A 14,750-nucleotide genomic window follows, 5' to 3' on the forward strand; every position below is an offset into this window, starting at 1 on the left:
GGCCTGTCCGGCTTCATGGAGCCGCAGGGCATCTCGCCGCCGAGCCGATCCGGGCCGGGCAGGACGGCCTGCCCCCGCGGCACGCACAGGACGGAGAAGCGATGCGAAAACTCTTTTACGCGGTGCTGGCCGTGCTGGCGGTCGTGGCGACCGCCGCCGGTACGGCGTCGGCTCCCGCCGCGACGGCGGCGGTCACCGCCGAGCACACGGTCACGCTCGTCAACCGCACCGGGGAAACGATCTGGATCGGCACCGGCGTGAACGCCGACGGTTCGAGGAACCTCTCCGGGCTCCCCGTGCTGCGCGACAGCCAGCAGGCGACCGTGTCCATCCCGGAATCGGGCGCGCCGGGACACTGGCGCGGCAAGTTCTTCGCCCGGCAACGCTGTACCGGAAACCCCGGCAGCACGTTCCACTGCGAGATCGGCGACTGCGGCAACCTGGCCGACCGGTGCACCACCGGCGAGCAGCCCGCGAGCCTCGCGGAGTTCAACTTCGATCAGCACGAACCCATCAAGCTCGCGCCGTGGTACGACGTCAGCTACGTCAACGCGGTCTCCCTGCCGATCACCATCGAGACCCGGGACGGCAAGGCACCTCCCGGCTCCACCGAGTGCGAGCCGGTCGGCTGCTCCGACCGGCTGTTGCGGTACTGCCCGCCGGCGAACCTGACCAGGGACCGCGCGGGCAAGCCGGTGCTCTGCACCAATCCCGACCGGGACGCGAAAACCGCGTACAGCAACGCCATCTCCAGCCACTGTCCGAAGGCGTACGCCTGGTCGAAGCAGGACGCCGAGCAGGGAAACCAGACCGTGCGCCAATGCCGCCAATGCAGCGGCTTCACCGTCACCTTCCACCGCGGAATCTGACGGCACCACCGAAACGACGCCTGCGGCCCGACCGTAGAGACATTCCGGTGACCGGCTCGCAGTGTTGGTACGGACCCGGTCGATCGCGACCGGAAGGCGAAGGAGTGGAGAAGTGTCCTTGAAAAGATTCTTGGGCGTGCTGGTCGCCGCCCTCATCGGATTCGGTCTGCTGGTACCGGCGAGCACCGCCGCGACCGCCGCGACCACGGCGGTCCAGGCGTGCGACTTCCCGGTCTGGGCGGCAGGAAGGAACTACGTCGCCGGCGACATCGTCAGATACACCAACGGCCGGTACTACAAGGCCTCGCACGACAATCCGGGCTACGACCCGGTCATCAGCACCTGGTACTGGGACCCCTACACCTGCGGTGGCGGCAACCCGCCCGGCGGCGACTTCGTCGTCAGCGAGGCGCTGTTCAAGCAGTACTTCCCGAACCGCAACGGTTTCTACACCTACCAGGGCCTCACCGCGGCACTGAGCGCCTACCCCGGCTTCACCAAGACCGGCAGCGACACCGTCCGGCGGCAGGAAGCCGCGGCGTTCCTGGCCAACGTGAGCCACGAGACCGGCGGCCTGGTGTACATCGTCGAGCAGAACACCGGGAACTACCCGCACTACTGCGACGGCGCCCGGCCCTACGGCTGCCCGGCCGGACAGGCCGCCTACTACGGTCGCGGTCCGCTCCAGCTCAGCTGGAACTACAACTACAAGAACGCGGGCGACGCGCTCGGCATCGATCTGCTGCGCAACCCGTACCTCGTCGAGCGCGACCCCGCCGTCGCCTGGAAGGCCGCGCTGTGGTTCTGGAACACCCAGACGACCGCGCCGGGCACCATCGTCCCGCACGACGCCATGGTCAACGGCCGCGGCTTCGGGGAGACCATCCGCACCATCAACGGCATCGAGTGCAACGGCGGCAACCCCGGCCAGGTCCAGAGCCGGATCGACCTCTACCGCAGGAGCGCCGGGCTCCTTGGCGTCGACCCCGGCGGAAACCTGGGCTGCTGATCGGCAGGGCATCGGGCGGCGCGCTCCGACGAGCGCGCCGCCCTTCGCCATGGACGGGAGCCGGCCCGGCTCGTCGAAGCCGAGCCCGACAGCACGCCCGCCAGGTCGAGCGCGTCCGCCCCCGGCGAGTAAGCGCTGCCCGTCGCCGTAAACCTGTCACCAATCTGAAATCGACTTTGCGATCTCTTGACTACGGTCCGGCGCCGGGATTATGGTCTAGACCACAGTCCCCGCTTCGCCTCGCTCCCCCTCCGAACCAGCGGCCAAGGCCGCCGCTTCGGCGTGCTCCCCGGCGGGAGTGAGCCCTCCCTTCAAAGGAGCTGGCATGAAACTGAACCGGAAGCTCGTCGCCGCGCTCGCCGGTGCCGCCGTCGCCCCCGTGCTCGTCGTCGTCGGCCCGACGGGCGTCGCGAGCGCACACGGCTACGTGAACGCCCCCGCCAGCCGTCAGGCCCAGTGCGCGCAGCACGTGGTGTCCTGTGGTGCCATTCAGTGGGAACCGCAGAGCGTCGAAGGCCCGAAGGGCCTGCGCAGCTGCAACGGCGGCCTGCCGCAGTTCGCCGAGCTCAACGACAACAACAAGGGCTGGCGCGCCACCAAGGTGGGCAGCACGGTGAACTTCACCTGGACCTTCACCGCCCGCCACCGCACCAGCAATTACGAGTACTACGTCGGCGGCACCAAGGTCGCGGACGTCAACGGCAACGGCCAGCAGCCGCCCGCCACCGTCACGCACTCGGTCAACCTCGGCGGCCACACCGGACGCCAGACCGTGCTGGCCATCTGGAACATCGCCGACACCGGAAACGCTTTCTACGCCTGCGTCGACCTCGAGGTCGGCTGAGCGCTTCCGCTGATCCCGGCCCACCTTTCGCTCAACGAGGAGTGAAACCATGCCGAAACGGCGCGTTCTTTCCTTCCTGGCCACCGTGGCGGCCGCCGCCGGACTGGCCGTGACGCTGTCCGTGACCCCGGCCTCAGCGGCCGCGTTCCCGGTCAGCGAAACACAATTCGACCAGATGTTCCCGAGCCGGAACGCCTTCTACACCTACCAGGGCCTCACCGCGGCCCTGAGCGCGTACCCCGGGTTCGCGAACACCGGAAGCGACACGGTGAAAAAGCAGGAGGCCGCGGCGTTCCTGGCCAACGTGGGCCACGAAACCGGCGGGCTCGTGTACGTCGTCGAGCAGAACAAGGACAACTACCCGCACTACTGCGACGCGACCAGGCCCTACGGGTGCCCGGCCGGACAGGCGGCCTACTACGGCCGCGGGCCGATCCAGCTCAGCTGGAACTTCAACTACAAGACGGCGGGCGACGCGCTGGGTATCGACCTGTTGCACCAGCCGCAACTGGTGGAGCAGGACGCGGCGGTGTCGTGGCAGACCGGCCTGTGGTACTGGAACACCCAGCAGGGCCCCGGCACGATGACCCCGCACGACGCGATGGTCAACGGGCGCGGCTTCGGCGAAACCATCCGCAGCATCAACGGTTCGCTGGAGTGCGACGGCAGGAACCCGGCCCAGGTGCAGAGCCGGATCGACAACTACAACCGCATCACCGGGATCCTCGGCGTCAGCCCCGGCGGCAACCTGGGCTGCTGATCCCGCTCCCTGTCCACAGCGGACTTGCGGTGGGCTCGCCGGTTCCGGCGGGCCCACCGTGGGTTTCCCGTCCGACGTTCCATCCCTTGTGGACAGTGGCGCGCCACCCCGCTACCGGGAAAACGGCGTCTCGGCGACCAGTTCCTCCGGCGCGGACAGCCGCCATGCCTCGTAGACCAGCTCGGACAGCTCGTCACGCTCGATCCCGGCGAGGTGGACGACCACCCAGCCGAACCCGCCCATGGTGAACTGTTCCTCGAACACCTCCGGCCGCTCGGCCACCAGTGCCCGCTGCTCGGACAGCGTCTGTTTCAGGCCGACGGTCTCGGTCCGCGGCCAGTAGTACCCGAACCGCTTGCCGCGCACGCTGAACGTGGTGTAATCGCGGCCCTTGCCGCGTTCGACCTCGGCCAGCGCGTCCACCAGCCGCTGGAACTCACCACTGCGCACACTCACCCAAGGCCCCCAGTCCGACCCGGCCGAGTCTAGCCACGCCGCCCGCCCGTGCCCACCGCGGTCCGGCCCTACCGGCTCGTCGCGGGCCGGTTCCGCACCGACCACGGCACGCTCGTCCGGCGCGCGGCCACCGCCGGGAGCGGCCTCGACTCCGTCAGCCGCTGGACGCGGACGCGCCGGCCCGGTCCCTCGCGCTCGGCTACGGCACCATCACCCTCCGCACGGCCTCGGCCAGGCCATGGCGGCGCTCGCCGGGGTCATGCGATCCGGTGACCGATCCGTCCACAGTGGTCCTCACGCACGGTCGAAGACGGCTTTTGTCGGTGGGCACCGGTACGGTGCTAGCCGTGGACGAACGGGAACGCATCCAGGAACTCGCCGATCGGATCGTGGCGCTGCGCGACGCCTACTACCGCGGCTCGCCGCTGGTGGCCGACGCCGAGTACGACGCGATCGAGGACGAGCTGCGCGGGCTGATCGCGGCGAACCCGGAGCTGGCGCCCGAGCCGAACCCCCTGGAGCAGGTGGGCGCGCCCACGGTGCTGCACGCGCCGATCCGGCACTCGCGCCCGATGCTGTCGCTGGAGAAGGCGACCAAACCCGAACAGGTCGAGGCGTTCTTCGACCGCTTCCCCGGTCAGCCCGTGGTGGTGATGCCGAAGCTGGACGGTCTGTCGCTGGCCCTGGTCTACGAGGGCGGGCGGCTGGCGCGCGCGGTCACCCGGGGTGACGGGACCACCGGTGACGACGTGACCACGCTGGTGCGGGCGCTGACCGACGGGGTACCCGAGCGGCTCGACGCGCCGGGCCGGGTCGAGGTGCGGGGCGAGGCGGTCATGCTGCGGTCCACCTTCGCCGCCTACAACACCGCGCATCCGGACAAACCGCTGATCAACCCGCGCAACGCGGCGGCGGGCACGCTGCGGGCCAAGGACCCGGCCACCGTCGCCGAGCGGCGTCTGCGGTTCCTGGCCTTCGACCTGACCACCGACCCGGACAGCACCGACGCCGACCTCGACCGCGCGCTGCGGACCCTGGGGTTCGCCAGCGCCCGGATGCGCCACTGCGCCGACGCGAGCGCGGCGCAGGAGGTGATCACGGCGATCGAGCGCGAGCGCAACGAACTCGACTACGACCTGGACGGCGCCGTGCTGCGGCTGGCCGACCGGGACGCCTACGCCGCGGCGGGCACCCGGTCGAGCTCACCGCGCGGCGCGCTGGCGTACAAGTTCGCCGCCGAGGAGAAGACCACGGTGCTGGCCGACGTGGTCTGGGACGTCGGCAAGACCGGCAAGATCGCCCCGGTGGCCTGGCTGGAGCCGGTGTTCGTGGGCGGCACCACGGTCACCAGGGCCACGCTGGCCAACCAGGAGGTCATCCGCGCCCGCGGCATCAGGATCGGCGACACCGTGCTGGTGCGCCGCGCGGGCGACGTGATCCCGTTCGTCGCCGGCGTGCTCGACGCGTCGAAGCGCACCGGCGCGGAGCGGGAGATCGTGCCGCCCTCGGTGTGCCCGTCCTGCGCGCAGCCGCTGACCGAGCAGGGCAACAGCCGGGAACTGTTCTGCACCAACGTTTCCTGCCCCGCGCAGACCGTGCGGCGGCTGATCCACTGGGCGTCGCGGGCCGCGGCGGACATCGACGCCATCGGCGGGGTGTGGATCGAACGGCTCGCCGAGGCCGGGCTCCTGGAGCACCCCTCGGACTTCTACCGGCTCACCAAGGAACAGCTGCTGGAGTTCGAGCGCATCGGCGAGGTCTCCGCCACCCGGATGATCGAGTCGATCGACGCGAGCCGCGGGGTCGGCCTGCGCCGGGCGCTGATCGGGCTCGCCATCCCGATGGCCTCCGACGGCACCGCCGCCCGGCTCTGCCGCGCCGGGTTCGGCTCGTTGGAAGAGGTCGCGGACGCGGGTGAAGACGGCCTCGTGGCGGTCGAGGACATCGGGCCGAAGGTCGCCGCCTCCCTGATCGAGCACCTCACCCGGCTGCGGCCCGAACTCGAACGGCTACGGGCGGCCGGGGTCTCCCTGGACGTCCGCGAGGAGGACCTGCCGCCGGTCGTCGCGGCCGGCGCGCCGCTGGCGGGCAAGACCGTGGTGATCACCGGCGCGATCAACGACCCGCGCTCCGGCGAGAAGGTCGCCCGCCCGGCTTTCCAGCGCCTGTGCGAAAAAGCGGGCGCGAGCATCGCTTCGTCGGTCTCGGCGAACACCGACCTGCTCGTCACCGGCGCCGGTGTCGGGGACAGCAAGCTCGCCAAGGCCGAGAAGCTCGGCGTCGAGGTCGTCGACCAGGGCGAGATCTGGCAGCAGCTGATCGCCGCCGACGTCGTCTGACCGGACCTCCGCCGCGGAAACACGTGGCAGCGGAGGCCGGGCGTCAGCGTTTGCGGATGGAGACCGCGTTCTGGCCGAGCCCGCCGCCATGGGGATAGATGCACTGGTACGCCGCGACGACGGCGAGCAGTTCCCAACCGGACGGCGCGTTCTGGATGCCGCAGATGACGATCGTGAAACCCGTGGCCACCCCGTTCAGGTTCGTCACCGCCTGCAGGTTGTTGAGCAGCCTGTTCGGTGTCTTGCTGGCCTCGCAGGCCACCGAATACGACCACGAGGTGGCGTAGAAGCCGCTCGGTGGCGGCATCTGGCACGCGGTCACCGCGCGCCCGGACGGCGTGTCCCGCACATCGGTGACCTGTTTCGCGTTGTACACGCCGCTGCCCGGAGTACCGCAGGTGTACGAGTCGAAGTACGCGGTGATCATCCAGCCGGTCGCCGGTGGCGTGTTGATGCAGATCGTCTGGGTCTGCCCGGGCAGCCGTGCCGGTGCCGCCCCGGCCGGGCTGCCGGTGAGACCGCCGAAAACCATGATCGCGACAAGGAACGCAGCCAACCGTTTCATGACACTCCCGTGCGGATTGTGGAGGGGACGGCGAGGCCTTGCACTCGGGGAGCGAGCGATGGGAGCCGACGCTACCCCGCGGTTCGCCGTGCCGTCACCGCTGACCAGCCGAATTCGCCGTGCGCCCCGCCCACGGCGCCCACGAGGTTTCCGGCGGTGCTCACGCGAGGTGCCCGGCCCCGCCCGCGAGCGCACTTTGTCCGAAAAGGACGGTCAGTCGTCGTCTCGGCGGCCGGGTTCGCCCATCCCTCGCCACAGCAGGTCGGTGAGGCGCGCGGTCTGGCCCTTCCAGTCGCCGTGCGGGTCGAGATACAGCAGCCCGCCCAGCCCGCGCAGGACCGTCTCCGCTTCCAGGCCCGCGCGGACCGTCCCGGCCTCGGCGTTCGCCCGTAGCAGGGTCTCGACCGCGGCGACCATGGACTCGTAGGCGTTCGCGGGGAGCTGACCGCGGGAGGCCGTCGCGACGCGCAGGGCGTCGGCCAGACCCCGCTTGGTCATCATGTAGTGCGCCAGGTGATCGACCGTCCAGACCCGGAAAGCCTTCTCCGGCGGGTACTTCTTGAGCAGCTTCGGCACGACCTCGACGAGGTGGCGCACCTCGCGCTGGTAGACCGCCAGGATGAGCGCCTCCGGGGTCGGGAAGTGCCGGTAAACCGTGCCGACGCCGACCTCGGCCTTCTTCGCGATGGCGTTGAACGACAGCTCGCCCGAGCAGGCCAGCGCTTCCGCCGCCGCGCCGAGGATGCGCTCGTGGTTGCGCCGGGTGTCCGCCCGCCGGGGACTGACCGATCCCGCTGCCCCCGTCTCCATCGCTCCTCCTGGTTCGCCGCCTGCCCCTGCAATGTAATGCACGGGCCCACGGGACCTGGAGTAACTCCGGGCAACGGGATTTCGTTGCGAAGCGGATTTCTATCCGCTAGCCTCGGCGGTCAAGACGGGACGGAAAGGGGAATCCGGCTCCGCCCGCCGACGCATCTCAGCTGTCTCCCACCACCACACCCTATGCCGCCAGGCCCGTCGTTCGCACGGACCGCGGGGAAGAGATCCAGTGGACATCTCACTCGAAGTCAATGGCAGTACCGAAGAACTGAGCGTCGATCCCGGTGTGACGCTGCTGGACGCGCTGCGCGAGCGGCTCGGCGTCACCGGACCCAAGAAGGGCTGCGACCGGGGCCAGTGCGGCGCCTGCACCGTGCACGTCGGTGGCAGGCCGGTGCTCGCGTGCCTCACCCTGGCCGCCACCGTGCGCGAACCGGTGACCACCGTGGAAGCGCTCGCGGAACAGGACCGGCTGCACCCGGTCCAGCAGGCGTTCGTCGACCAGGACGCCCTGCAGTGCGGGTTCTGCACCTCCGGGCAGATCATGTCGGCGGTCGCCGCCGTCCGCGACGACGTCCAGGACGTCCGGGAGTTCATGTCCGGGAACATCTGCCGATGTTCGGCCTACCCGAACATCGTCGCGGCGATCGAGCAGGCGAGGAGCGCCGATGCGTCCCTTTGAGCTCACCGCGCCCACGACCGTCGAAGCCGCGCTCGCCACGCCCGGCACGTTCCTGGCCGGCGGGACCACCCTCGTCGACCTGATGAAGCTCAACGTCCTGACCCCGCCGCGGGTGCTGGACATCAACGCGCTGCCGTTGCGCGGCATCGACGCCGCCGACGGGCTGCGGATCGGCGCGCTGGAGCGGATGGGCGACATCGCCGCGCATCCCGGGGTGTACCCGGTGATCTCCCGCGCCCTGCTGCTCAGCGCGTCCCAGCAGCTGCGGAACATGGCCAGCATCGGCGGAAACCTGTTGCAGCGCACGCGATGCAGCTACTTCCGCGACGTCGCGACACCGTGCAACAAGCGGGAGCCCGGCAGCGGCTGCCCGGCGATCTCCGGGGCCAACCGGATGCACGCCGTGCTCGGCACGAGCGAGAAGTGCGTGGCCACCCACGCCAGCGACGTCGCGGTCGCCCTCGTCGCGCTCGACGCGGAGGTCCGGCTGGCCGGTTCCGACGGGGAGCGCGTGGTCAAGCTGGCCGACTTCTACCGGCTGCCCGGCGAAACGCCGGAGGTGGAGAACGACCTGCGCCCCGGTGAGCTGATCACCGAGGTCGTGGTGCCCCGGCTGGACTGGGCGACGCGGTCCACCTACGTCAAGGTGCGGGACCGGCAATCCTACGAGTTCGCGCTGTGCTCCGCCGCGGTCGCGCTGGACATCCGGGACTCGCGCGTCGTCGACGCCAGGGTGGCGGTGGGCGGCGTGGCGACCGTGCCGTGGCGGCTGCGGGCGGTCGAGGACGCCCTGCGCGGCGAGCCCGCGGGGCTCGCGTCCTTCGAGGCCGCCACCGCGCTGGCGGCCGAGGGCGCCGAACCGTTGTCCGCGAACGGTTTCAAGGTCGCCCTGCTGAAGCGGACCATCGTCCGCGCCCTGCACGAACTGGCCGAGGAGAGCCACTGATGACCAACCGGGTGGACGGCCCACTGAAAGTCACCGGCCGGGCCAAGTACGGGGCGGACAACAACTTCGCCGGCCTCGTCCACGGATACGTCGTGCTCAGCACGATCGCCCACGGCGAGATCACCGCCATGGACGTCACGGCGGCGAAGAGTGCTCCCGGTGTGCTCGGCGTGTACTCGCCGTTCGACCCGCTGGGGCTGAACGCGGCGAGCACCCCGATCTTCGGGGAGACCTGGGTTCCGTTGCGGAGCAAGGAGGTCGCCTACTACGGCCAGCCGATCGGCTTCGTCGTGGCGGAGACCTACGAGCAGGCCAGGGACGCGGCGATGCTGGTCAAGGTCTCCTACCACGCGCGGCCGGCGCTGACCTCGCTGGCGGACGGCCTCGCCACCGCGGAGGACGCCCCCGAGGCCAGGGACGGTTCGCCTTCGGAACTGTCGGTGCTCGCCGACGGTGTCGAGTCCATCGAGGACGCGCTGGCGGCGAGCCCGGTGGTGATGGAGGCGACGTACTCCACCGCGACCCAGCACCACACCCAGATGGAGCCGCACTCCGCGGTCGCCGTGTGGGAGTCCGGGGTCATGACCGTCTACAGTGGAAACCAGGGTGCCAACCTCCAGGCGATGGAGCTGGCCGGGGCGCTCGGCCTCGACCTCGGCTCGGTCCACGCGGTGAACCCGTTCGTGGGCGGCGCCTTCGGCGGGAAGGCACGGACCTCCGCGCCCGCGTTCCTCGCCGCGGGCGCGGCCAGGGCGCTCGGCAGGCCGGTCAAGGCCGTGCTTTCCCGTGAGCAGGTCTTCAGCGCGACCGCGGGCCGCGCGGCCACGGTGCAGAAGATCGCGCTCGGCGCGGAACGGGACGGGACGCTGATCGCGCTGCGGCACGACTCGTGGTGCAGCACGGCGATGGACCGGTCGTTCGTCGAGCCGACCTCGCACGGCACCTCGCGGGAGTGGTACGCCACCCAGAACCTGGCGATCAGCCAGAAGATGGTCCCGCTGCACATCCCGCCGACCACGTTCATGAGGGCACCGGGCGAGGCACCGGGTTCCTTCGCGCTGGAAAGCGCTATCGACGAACTGGCGATCGCGCTCGAGATGGACCCGATCGAGCTGCGCATGCGGAACAACTCGACGGCGCCGCCCGGCAAGGACCTCCAGTGGTCGAGCAAGCACCTCGACGAGTGCTTCCGCATCGGCGCCGCGCGGTTCGGCTGGGAGCGGCGCACGCCGAACGGCCGGGTGGAGGGCGACTGGCTCGTGGGGCTCGGCACCGCCACCGCGATGTTCCCCGCCCTGCGGTTCCCGGCCACCGTCGAGATCGTCCTGCGGGACGACGAGACGGCGGTGGTCTCCACCAGCGGCGCCGACCCGGGCACCGGCCTGCTGACCGTGGTTTCCCTGGTGGGCGCCGAATCGCTGGACATCCCGGCCGAGCGGATCACGCCCCGGCTCGGCGACTCGGCGTTCCCGCCCGGCGGCATGTCCGGCGGGTCGACCGCGACCGCGAGCACCGGGACGGCCATCATGGCCGCCGCGGCCACGGTGCTCGACGAGCTGCTGGCACTCGCGTCCGCTCCCGGTGGCCCGTTCGAGGGCGTTGAAGTGTCCTATGCGGACGGTCAGGTGCTTGGCGGCGGCCGGGCGATGACGTTCGGCGAGGTCCTGCGCGCGGCGGGCCGCGCGGAACTGGCCGCGAACGGGTCGTCCGCCCCCGGCGAGGAGCTGACCAAGCACTCGTTCAGCTCGTTCGGCGCCCAGTTCTGCGAGGTGCGCGTGCACCGCTGGACGCGCGAGGCCAGGGTGTCGCGGCTGCTCGGGGTGTTCGACTCCGGCCGGATCATCAACGCGAAGGCGGCCCGCAGCCAGGCGATCGGTGGGATGATCTGGGGCGTGTCGGCCGCGCTGCACGAGGGACTGGAGATCGAGGAGAACGGCCGGTTCGCCAACGGTGACCTCGCGAGCTACCTGGTCCCGGTGAACGCGGACATCCCCGACGCCGACGTCCACTTCGTCCAGTACCCGGACACACTGCACAACGCCGTCGGCGCGAAGGGGCTGGGCGAGATCGGCATGGTCGGCATGGCCGCGGCGATCGCCAACGCCATCCACAACGCCACCGGCGTCCGTGTCCGGCACATCCCCATCATGATCGAGGACCTGCTCGAAGACGAGTAACACCCGGACCTACCACCGGCGAGCCCCCGACGCGCTCGCCGGTGGTGGGTCAGCGGGCGGGCGCGATTCCCGGCAGGCGCTCCCCGATCGCGGTGATCAGCCGTTCGCTGACGGCGAGCGCGGTGGCGAGGCCCGCTTCCGGTGTCCCGCCGGGGTTCTGGTGCAGCACGACCCCGAGCACCAGTCGTTTCCCCGCGCCGCCGTCGGCTTCGGCCGCCCACATCAGCGCGCCGCCCGCGGCGGTGGTCGCGCCGGTCTTGAGGCCGATCACCCCGTTCCGGCCCAGCAGCGTGTTCGTGGTGGTGAGCGTGCCGGAACCCCCTTCGCCCCGGACGCTCCGCATGGCCACGACGGACCGGATGGCGCTCTCCCGCATGGCCGCCCTCGCCAGTGCCAGCTGGTCGGCCGAGGTGCTCGTCGTCGAGTCCTCGACCCCGCTGGCGCCGGTGTAGGTGGTCCTCGTCATCCCGAGCGCGGCCGCCGCGCGGTTCATCTTCACCACGAAGGCCTCCTCGCTCCCGGCGTCCCACCGCGCCAGCAGCCGGGCGACGTTGCCACCGGAGGGGACCAGCATCAGTTCGAGCAGCCGCCGCAGGCTCAGCCGCTGCCCGGCCCGCACCGGCGCCGAGGCCTCCTCCCGGGAATAGGACTCGGTCTCGGCCCGCTGGTCAACGGTGATCTCCGGACCGGGTTCCTCCTCGGCCAGCGGATGGTCCTTGAGCACGACGTAGGCGGTCATCACCTTGGTGACGCTGGCGATCGGCACCGGCTCCTGCGTGCCCGACGTGCCCAGCGGGCCGAGCCCCTCGACCTCCACGCTCGCCTGCCCCTCCCCCGGCCACGGCAGGTGCGGCACCGTCAGGCGCGGGGCGGCGAGCGCGTAGCCGTCCACCGGGCGCGGCGGCACGACGGTCCACCAGACACCGGCCGCGACCGCCACGACCACCGCGGTGACGATCAGGGACACGCTCCACCGCGACGAGAAACGCGGCCGTCGCAGGAAAAGACGCATGGAACTCCTCCGGGTACCGTGCGCCGGGAAGCGCACGGCAGCCACTCTGCGCGGAGAAGTTCGCCGTCCGATGTGGATCGTTCGACAGCTCCGCCCCGGCTGTGTGCCAGTTCTGTGCCGAAGGCCGGTGCCGCGTCCGTTTTCTTCAAGACCGCGCCGGACCGACCGCCTAGCCTTCCTGGCATGACACCTCGTTTGGACGTGCTCGGCCTCGTCGTGGCCGATATGGCCGCCTCGCTCGACTTCTACCGCAGGCTGGGACTGGACATCCCGGCCGGGGCGGAGCACGAGTCGCATGTGGAGGCGACGCTGCCCGGCGGGTTCCGGGTCCTCTGGGACACCGTCGAGAACATCCGGTCGTTCGAGCCCGGCTGGGAGGGGCGGGGCGCCACCAACCAGCTGGGACTGGCGTTCGGCTGCGCGGACGCCGCCGAGGTGGACAGGGTCCACGCCGAACTCGTCGACGCGGGATTCCGGAGCGAGCGGGCGCCGTGGGACGCGTTCTGGGGCCAGCGCTACGCGACGGTGCTCGACCCCGACGGCACCGGCGTCGACCTGTACGCCCCGCTCTGAGCCCTCAGACCAGCAGCTCCGTGACCGGCCGCCCGGCGAGCGCCTTCACCTCACGGGACAGATGGGGCTGGTCCGCGTACCCGGCCAGCGCGGCCACGGTGGCCAGCGGCGTGCCGGCGCGGGCCAGCTCCAGTGCGCGGTGCAGGCGCAGCACCCGGGAGAGGGTCTTGGGCCCGTAGCCCACGGCGTCCAGGAAGCGGCGGTGCAGTTGCCGCTCGCTCAGGCCCGCCGCGCGCGCCACGTCCGCGATCGTGCCGCCCCTGGCCAGCGCGGCGACCGCGCCCGCGCAGACGGGGTCGGGCGCGGGCAGGCCGCCCGGCCGCCGGAGCACCGCCGCCTCCAGCCCGCCGCGCACGTCGGCGATTTCCGCGAGCTGTCCGGCGAGCCGCCGGACCTCGCGCTCCGGCCAGATCGCCGCCAGCGGGACCCGCCGGTTCCGCAGCTCGCGCGCCGGGACACCGAGCACGGCGGGACCGGTGCCGGGCGCGAAGCGCAGACCGGCGTAGCCACCGCCCTCGCTCGCCGGCACGGTGCGCGCCTCGGTGTCCGGCCCGGCCACGAGGAGTTCGCCCGCGCGCCACAGGATGTCGACACACCCGTCCGGGAGCACCTGTTTCGGCCCGGCGGCCGGGGCCGCCGTCCACGACCACACCACGGCGCCGGGGACGCGGGACGGCCGTTCCTGGTACACGCCCGTCAGCATGCCGCGCCGGTGGCCGGGCGGGCAACCCGGTCCGTCCTCAATGGACGGTAGGTCACCTGGCGCGGACGGTGGGGACACGCCACAGCACCCTGGCGCGGTCCTCGCGTTCGGCACGGGCGCGCACCGCGAGGAGCCAGCCGATCCCGATCACCGAGATCACCACGAGCCCGCCCCACGACAGCACGGTGAACAGATCGGCCTGTGCCGAGGTGGGCTGTGGCTCGTACCCGCGTTCGAGCAGTTCGTACTGCCACGGTGTCCCGGTCAGCAGCAGCGTCAGCGCGAGGGCGATGCCGTGCATGGAGTCCCAGAGCGCGTGCAGCAGCGAAACCCCGAGGTAGGACAGCAGCAGTTTGCCGGTGAGGCCGAAATGCCGGTGCGCGCTGGCGGAGAACAGGACGCCGCCGAGGATCGCCGTCCACAGCCCGTGCCCCACCGGGGCGAGCAGCCCGCGCAGCAGCTCGGTCTGCACGAGGTCCATGAGTGAAAGCCCGTGCTCGGTGAACAGCGCGGTGAAGGCGTAGCCCGCCGACTCGAACGCCGCGAAGCCAAAGCCGACGGTGGCGCCGAGGATGAGCCCGTCCTTGGCCGACTTGTGCCGCAGATGACGGGCGATCACGGCCAGCACGGCCAGCTTGACCGCCTCCTCGATCAGCCCGACGCCGACGAACAGCCACACCGAGGGGTGCAGCAGGTAGGACTCGAGCAGCGACGCGGCGAGCACGCCGAGCACCCCGCCCGCGACGAAGGTGCTGAACAGCAGCTCCGCGGTGAGCTCCCCGCCGCGCCCGCGGGAAAACGCCCACGCGACGAAGGTGGTCGGGACCAGGAAACTGCCCAGCAGCACCACGGTCGGCACCAGGTTCGGGTTGCCGGTCACGAAGGTCACGAGCACGGTCAGCACCCACAGGGCCAGACCGGCCACGAACATGCGCAGCCAGACACGGCGCGGGCGGCGCGGCGGGATCGAGGGTTCGCTCACCCCTGCACTGTGCC

At 71.2% G+C, this 14,750-nt stretch carries 15 protein-coding genes; 9 read left to right on the plus strand and 6 right to left on the minus strand.

Features of this window, described 5'->3' with window-relative positions; genetic code table 11:
- Positions 1–101: 101 nt before the first annotated feature.
- The 4 genes from ABD987_RS32690 to ABD987_RS32705 all read left to right on the plus strand — a co-directional run bounded on the left by ABD987_RS32690 (position 102) and on the right by ABD987_RS32705 (position 3,482).
- Positions 102–869 (plus strand): thaumatin family protein, encoded by a 768-nt coding sequence (locus ABD987_RS32690; RefSeq protein ID WP_345402937.1) that lies wholly within the window; start codon positions 102–104, stop codon positions 867–869.
- Positions 870–1,035: 166 nt separating this feature from the next.
- On the plus strand, positions 1,036–1,878 hold the full coding sequence (locus ABD987_RS32695) for a glycoside hydrolase family 19 protein (RefSeq protein WP_345403277.1): 843 nt from the start codon (positions 1,036–1,038) through the stop codon (positions 1,876–1,878).
- A gap of 325 nt (positions 1,879–2,203) precedes the next feature.
- Entirely contained in the window at positions 2,204–2,722 is a 519-nt protein-coding gene (locus ABD987_RS32700) for a lytic polysaccharide monooxygenase auxiliary activity family 9 protein (RefSeq protein ID WP_345402940.1), read from the plus strand.
- Positions 2,723–2,771: 49 nt separating this feature from the next.
- Complete coding sequence (locus ABD987_RS32705) at positions 2,772–3,482, plus strand: chitinase (RefSeq protein ID WP_345402942.1); 711 nt, start codon at positions 2,772–2,774, stop codon at positions 3,480–3,482.
- A 111-nt stretch (positions 3,483–3,593) separates the two neighbouring features.
- Here the strand turns inward: ABD987_RS32705 and ABD987_RS32710 are convergent, their stop codons facing one another.
- The gene (locus ABD987_RS32710; protein WP_345402945.1) at positions 3,594–3,938 is read right to left on the minus strand and encodes an MmcQ/YjbR family DNA-binding protein; all 345 of its coding nucleotides are present in this window, start codon (positions 3,936–3,938) and stop codon (positions 3,594–3,596) included.
- 347 nt (positions 3,939–4,285) lie between these two features.
- Here ABD987_RS32710 and ligA point away from each other — a divergent pair, with 347 nt between their 5' ends.
- Complete coding sequence (gene ligA, locus ABD987_RS32715; protein ID WP_345402948.1) at positions 4,286–6,277, plus strand: NAD-dependent DNA ligase LigA; 1,992 nt, start codon at positions 4,286–4,288, stop codon at positions 6,275–6,277.
- Between the two features lie 43 nt (positions 6,278–6,320).
- Here ligA and ABD987_RS32720 read toward each other — a convergent pair whose 3' ends face one another.
- Both ABD987_RS32720 and ABD987_RS32725 read right to left on the minus strand, forming a co-directional pair.
- Entirely contained in the window at positions 6,321–6,842 is a 522-nt protein-coding gene (locus ABD987_RS32720; protein WP_345402951.1) for a hypothetical protein, read from the minus strand.
- Between the two features lie 213 nt (positions 6,843–7,055).
- On the minus strand, positions 7,056–7,652 hold the full coding sequence (locus tag ABD987_RS32725; protein ID WP_345402954.1) for a TetR/AcrR family transcriptional regulator: 597 nt from the start codon (positions 7,650–7,652) through the stop codon (positions 7,056–7,058).
- A gap of 238 nt (positions 7,653–7,890) precedes the next feature.
- Here ABD987_RS32725 and ABD987_RS32730 point away from each other — a divergent pair, with 238 nt between their 5' ends.
- Genes ABD987_RS32730 through ABD987_RS32740 form a run of 3 tightly spaced genes read left to right on the plus strand, consistent with a single transcriptional unit; the run spans position 7,891 to position 11,466 of the window.
- Positions 7,891–8,343, plus strand: a complete 453-nt coding sequence (locus ABD987_RS32730) for a (2Fe-2S)-binding protein (RefSeq protein ID WP_345402956.1) — start codon at positions 7,891–7,893, stop codon at positions 8,341–8,343.
- Positions 8,330–9,289 carry an FAD binding domain-containing protein gene (locus ABD987_RS32735; protein ID WP_345402959.1) on the plus strand — a complete coding sequence of 320 codons (960 nt, stop codon included), beginning with the start codon at positions 8,330–8,332 and terminating at the stop codon, positions 9,287–9,289. Before ABD987_RS32730 ends, ABD987_RS32735 begins: the two co-directional genes overlap by 14 nt.
- Positions 9,289–11,466 (plus strand): xanthine dehydrogenase family protein molybdopterin-binding subunit, encoded by a 2,178-nt coding sequence (locus tag ABD987_RS32740; protein WP_345402961.1) that lies wholly within the window; start codon positions 9,289–9,291, stop codon positions 11,464–11,466. Before ABD987_RS32735 ends, ABD987_RS32740 begins: the two co-directional genes overlap by 1 nt.
- Before the next feature lie 49 nt (positions 11,467–11,515).
- Here the strand turns inward: ABD987_RS32740 and ABD987_RS32745 are convergent, their stop codons facing one another.
- Positions 11,516–12,478 carry a D-alanyl-D-alanine carboxypeptidase family protein gene (locus ABD987_RS32745; RefSeq protein WP_345402964.1) on the minus strand — a complete coding sequence of 321 codons (963 nt, stop codon included), beginning with the start codon at positions 12,476–12,478 and terminating at the stop codon, positions 11,516–11,518.
- Positions 12,479–12,661: 183 nt separating this feature from the next.
- Between ABD987_RS32745 and ABD987_RS32750 the strand changes: the two genes are divergently transcribed.
- A complete protein-coding gene (locus ABD987_RS32750; protein WP_345402967.1) occupies positions 12,662–13,051 on the plus strand; it encodes a VOC family protein in 390 nt (129 codons plus the stop codon).
- A gap of 4 nt (positions 13,052–13,055) precedes the next feature.
- On the opposite strand, the gene ABD987_RS32755 is transcribed toward ABD987_RS32750, so the two are convergent.
- The gene (locus ABD987_RS32755) at positions 13,056–13,754 is read right to left on the minus strand and encodes a helix-turn-helix domain-containing protein (RefSeq protein ID WP_345402970.1); all 699 of its coding nucleotides are present in this window, start codon (positions 13,752–13,754) and stop codon (positions 13,056–13,058) included.
- 52 nt (positions 13,755–13,806) lie between these two features.
- Entirely contained in the window at positions 13,807–14,736 is a 930-nt protein-coding gene (locus tag ABD987_RS32760; RefSeq protein ID WP_345402973.1) for a PrsW family intramembrane metalloprotease, read from the minus strand.
- Positions 14,737–14,750 lie beyond the last annotated feature (14 nt).

Origin of the sequence: Amycolatopsis samaneae, from assembly GCF_039541975.1 — a bacterium.
Classification (GTDB): Bacteria; Actinomycetota; Actinomycetes; order Mycobacteriales; family Pseudonocardiaceae; genus Amycolatopsis; species Amycolatopsis samaneae.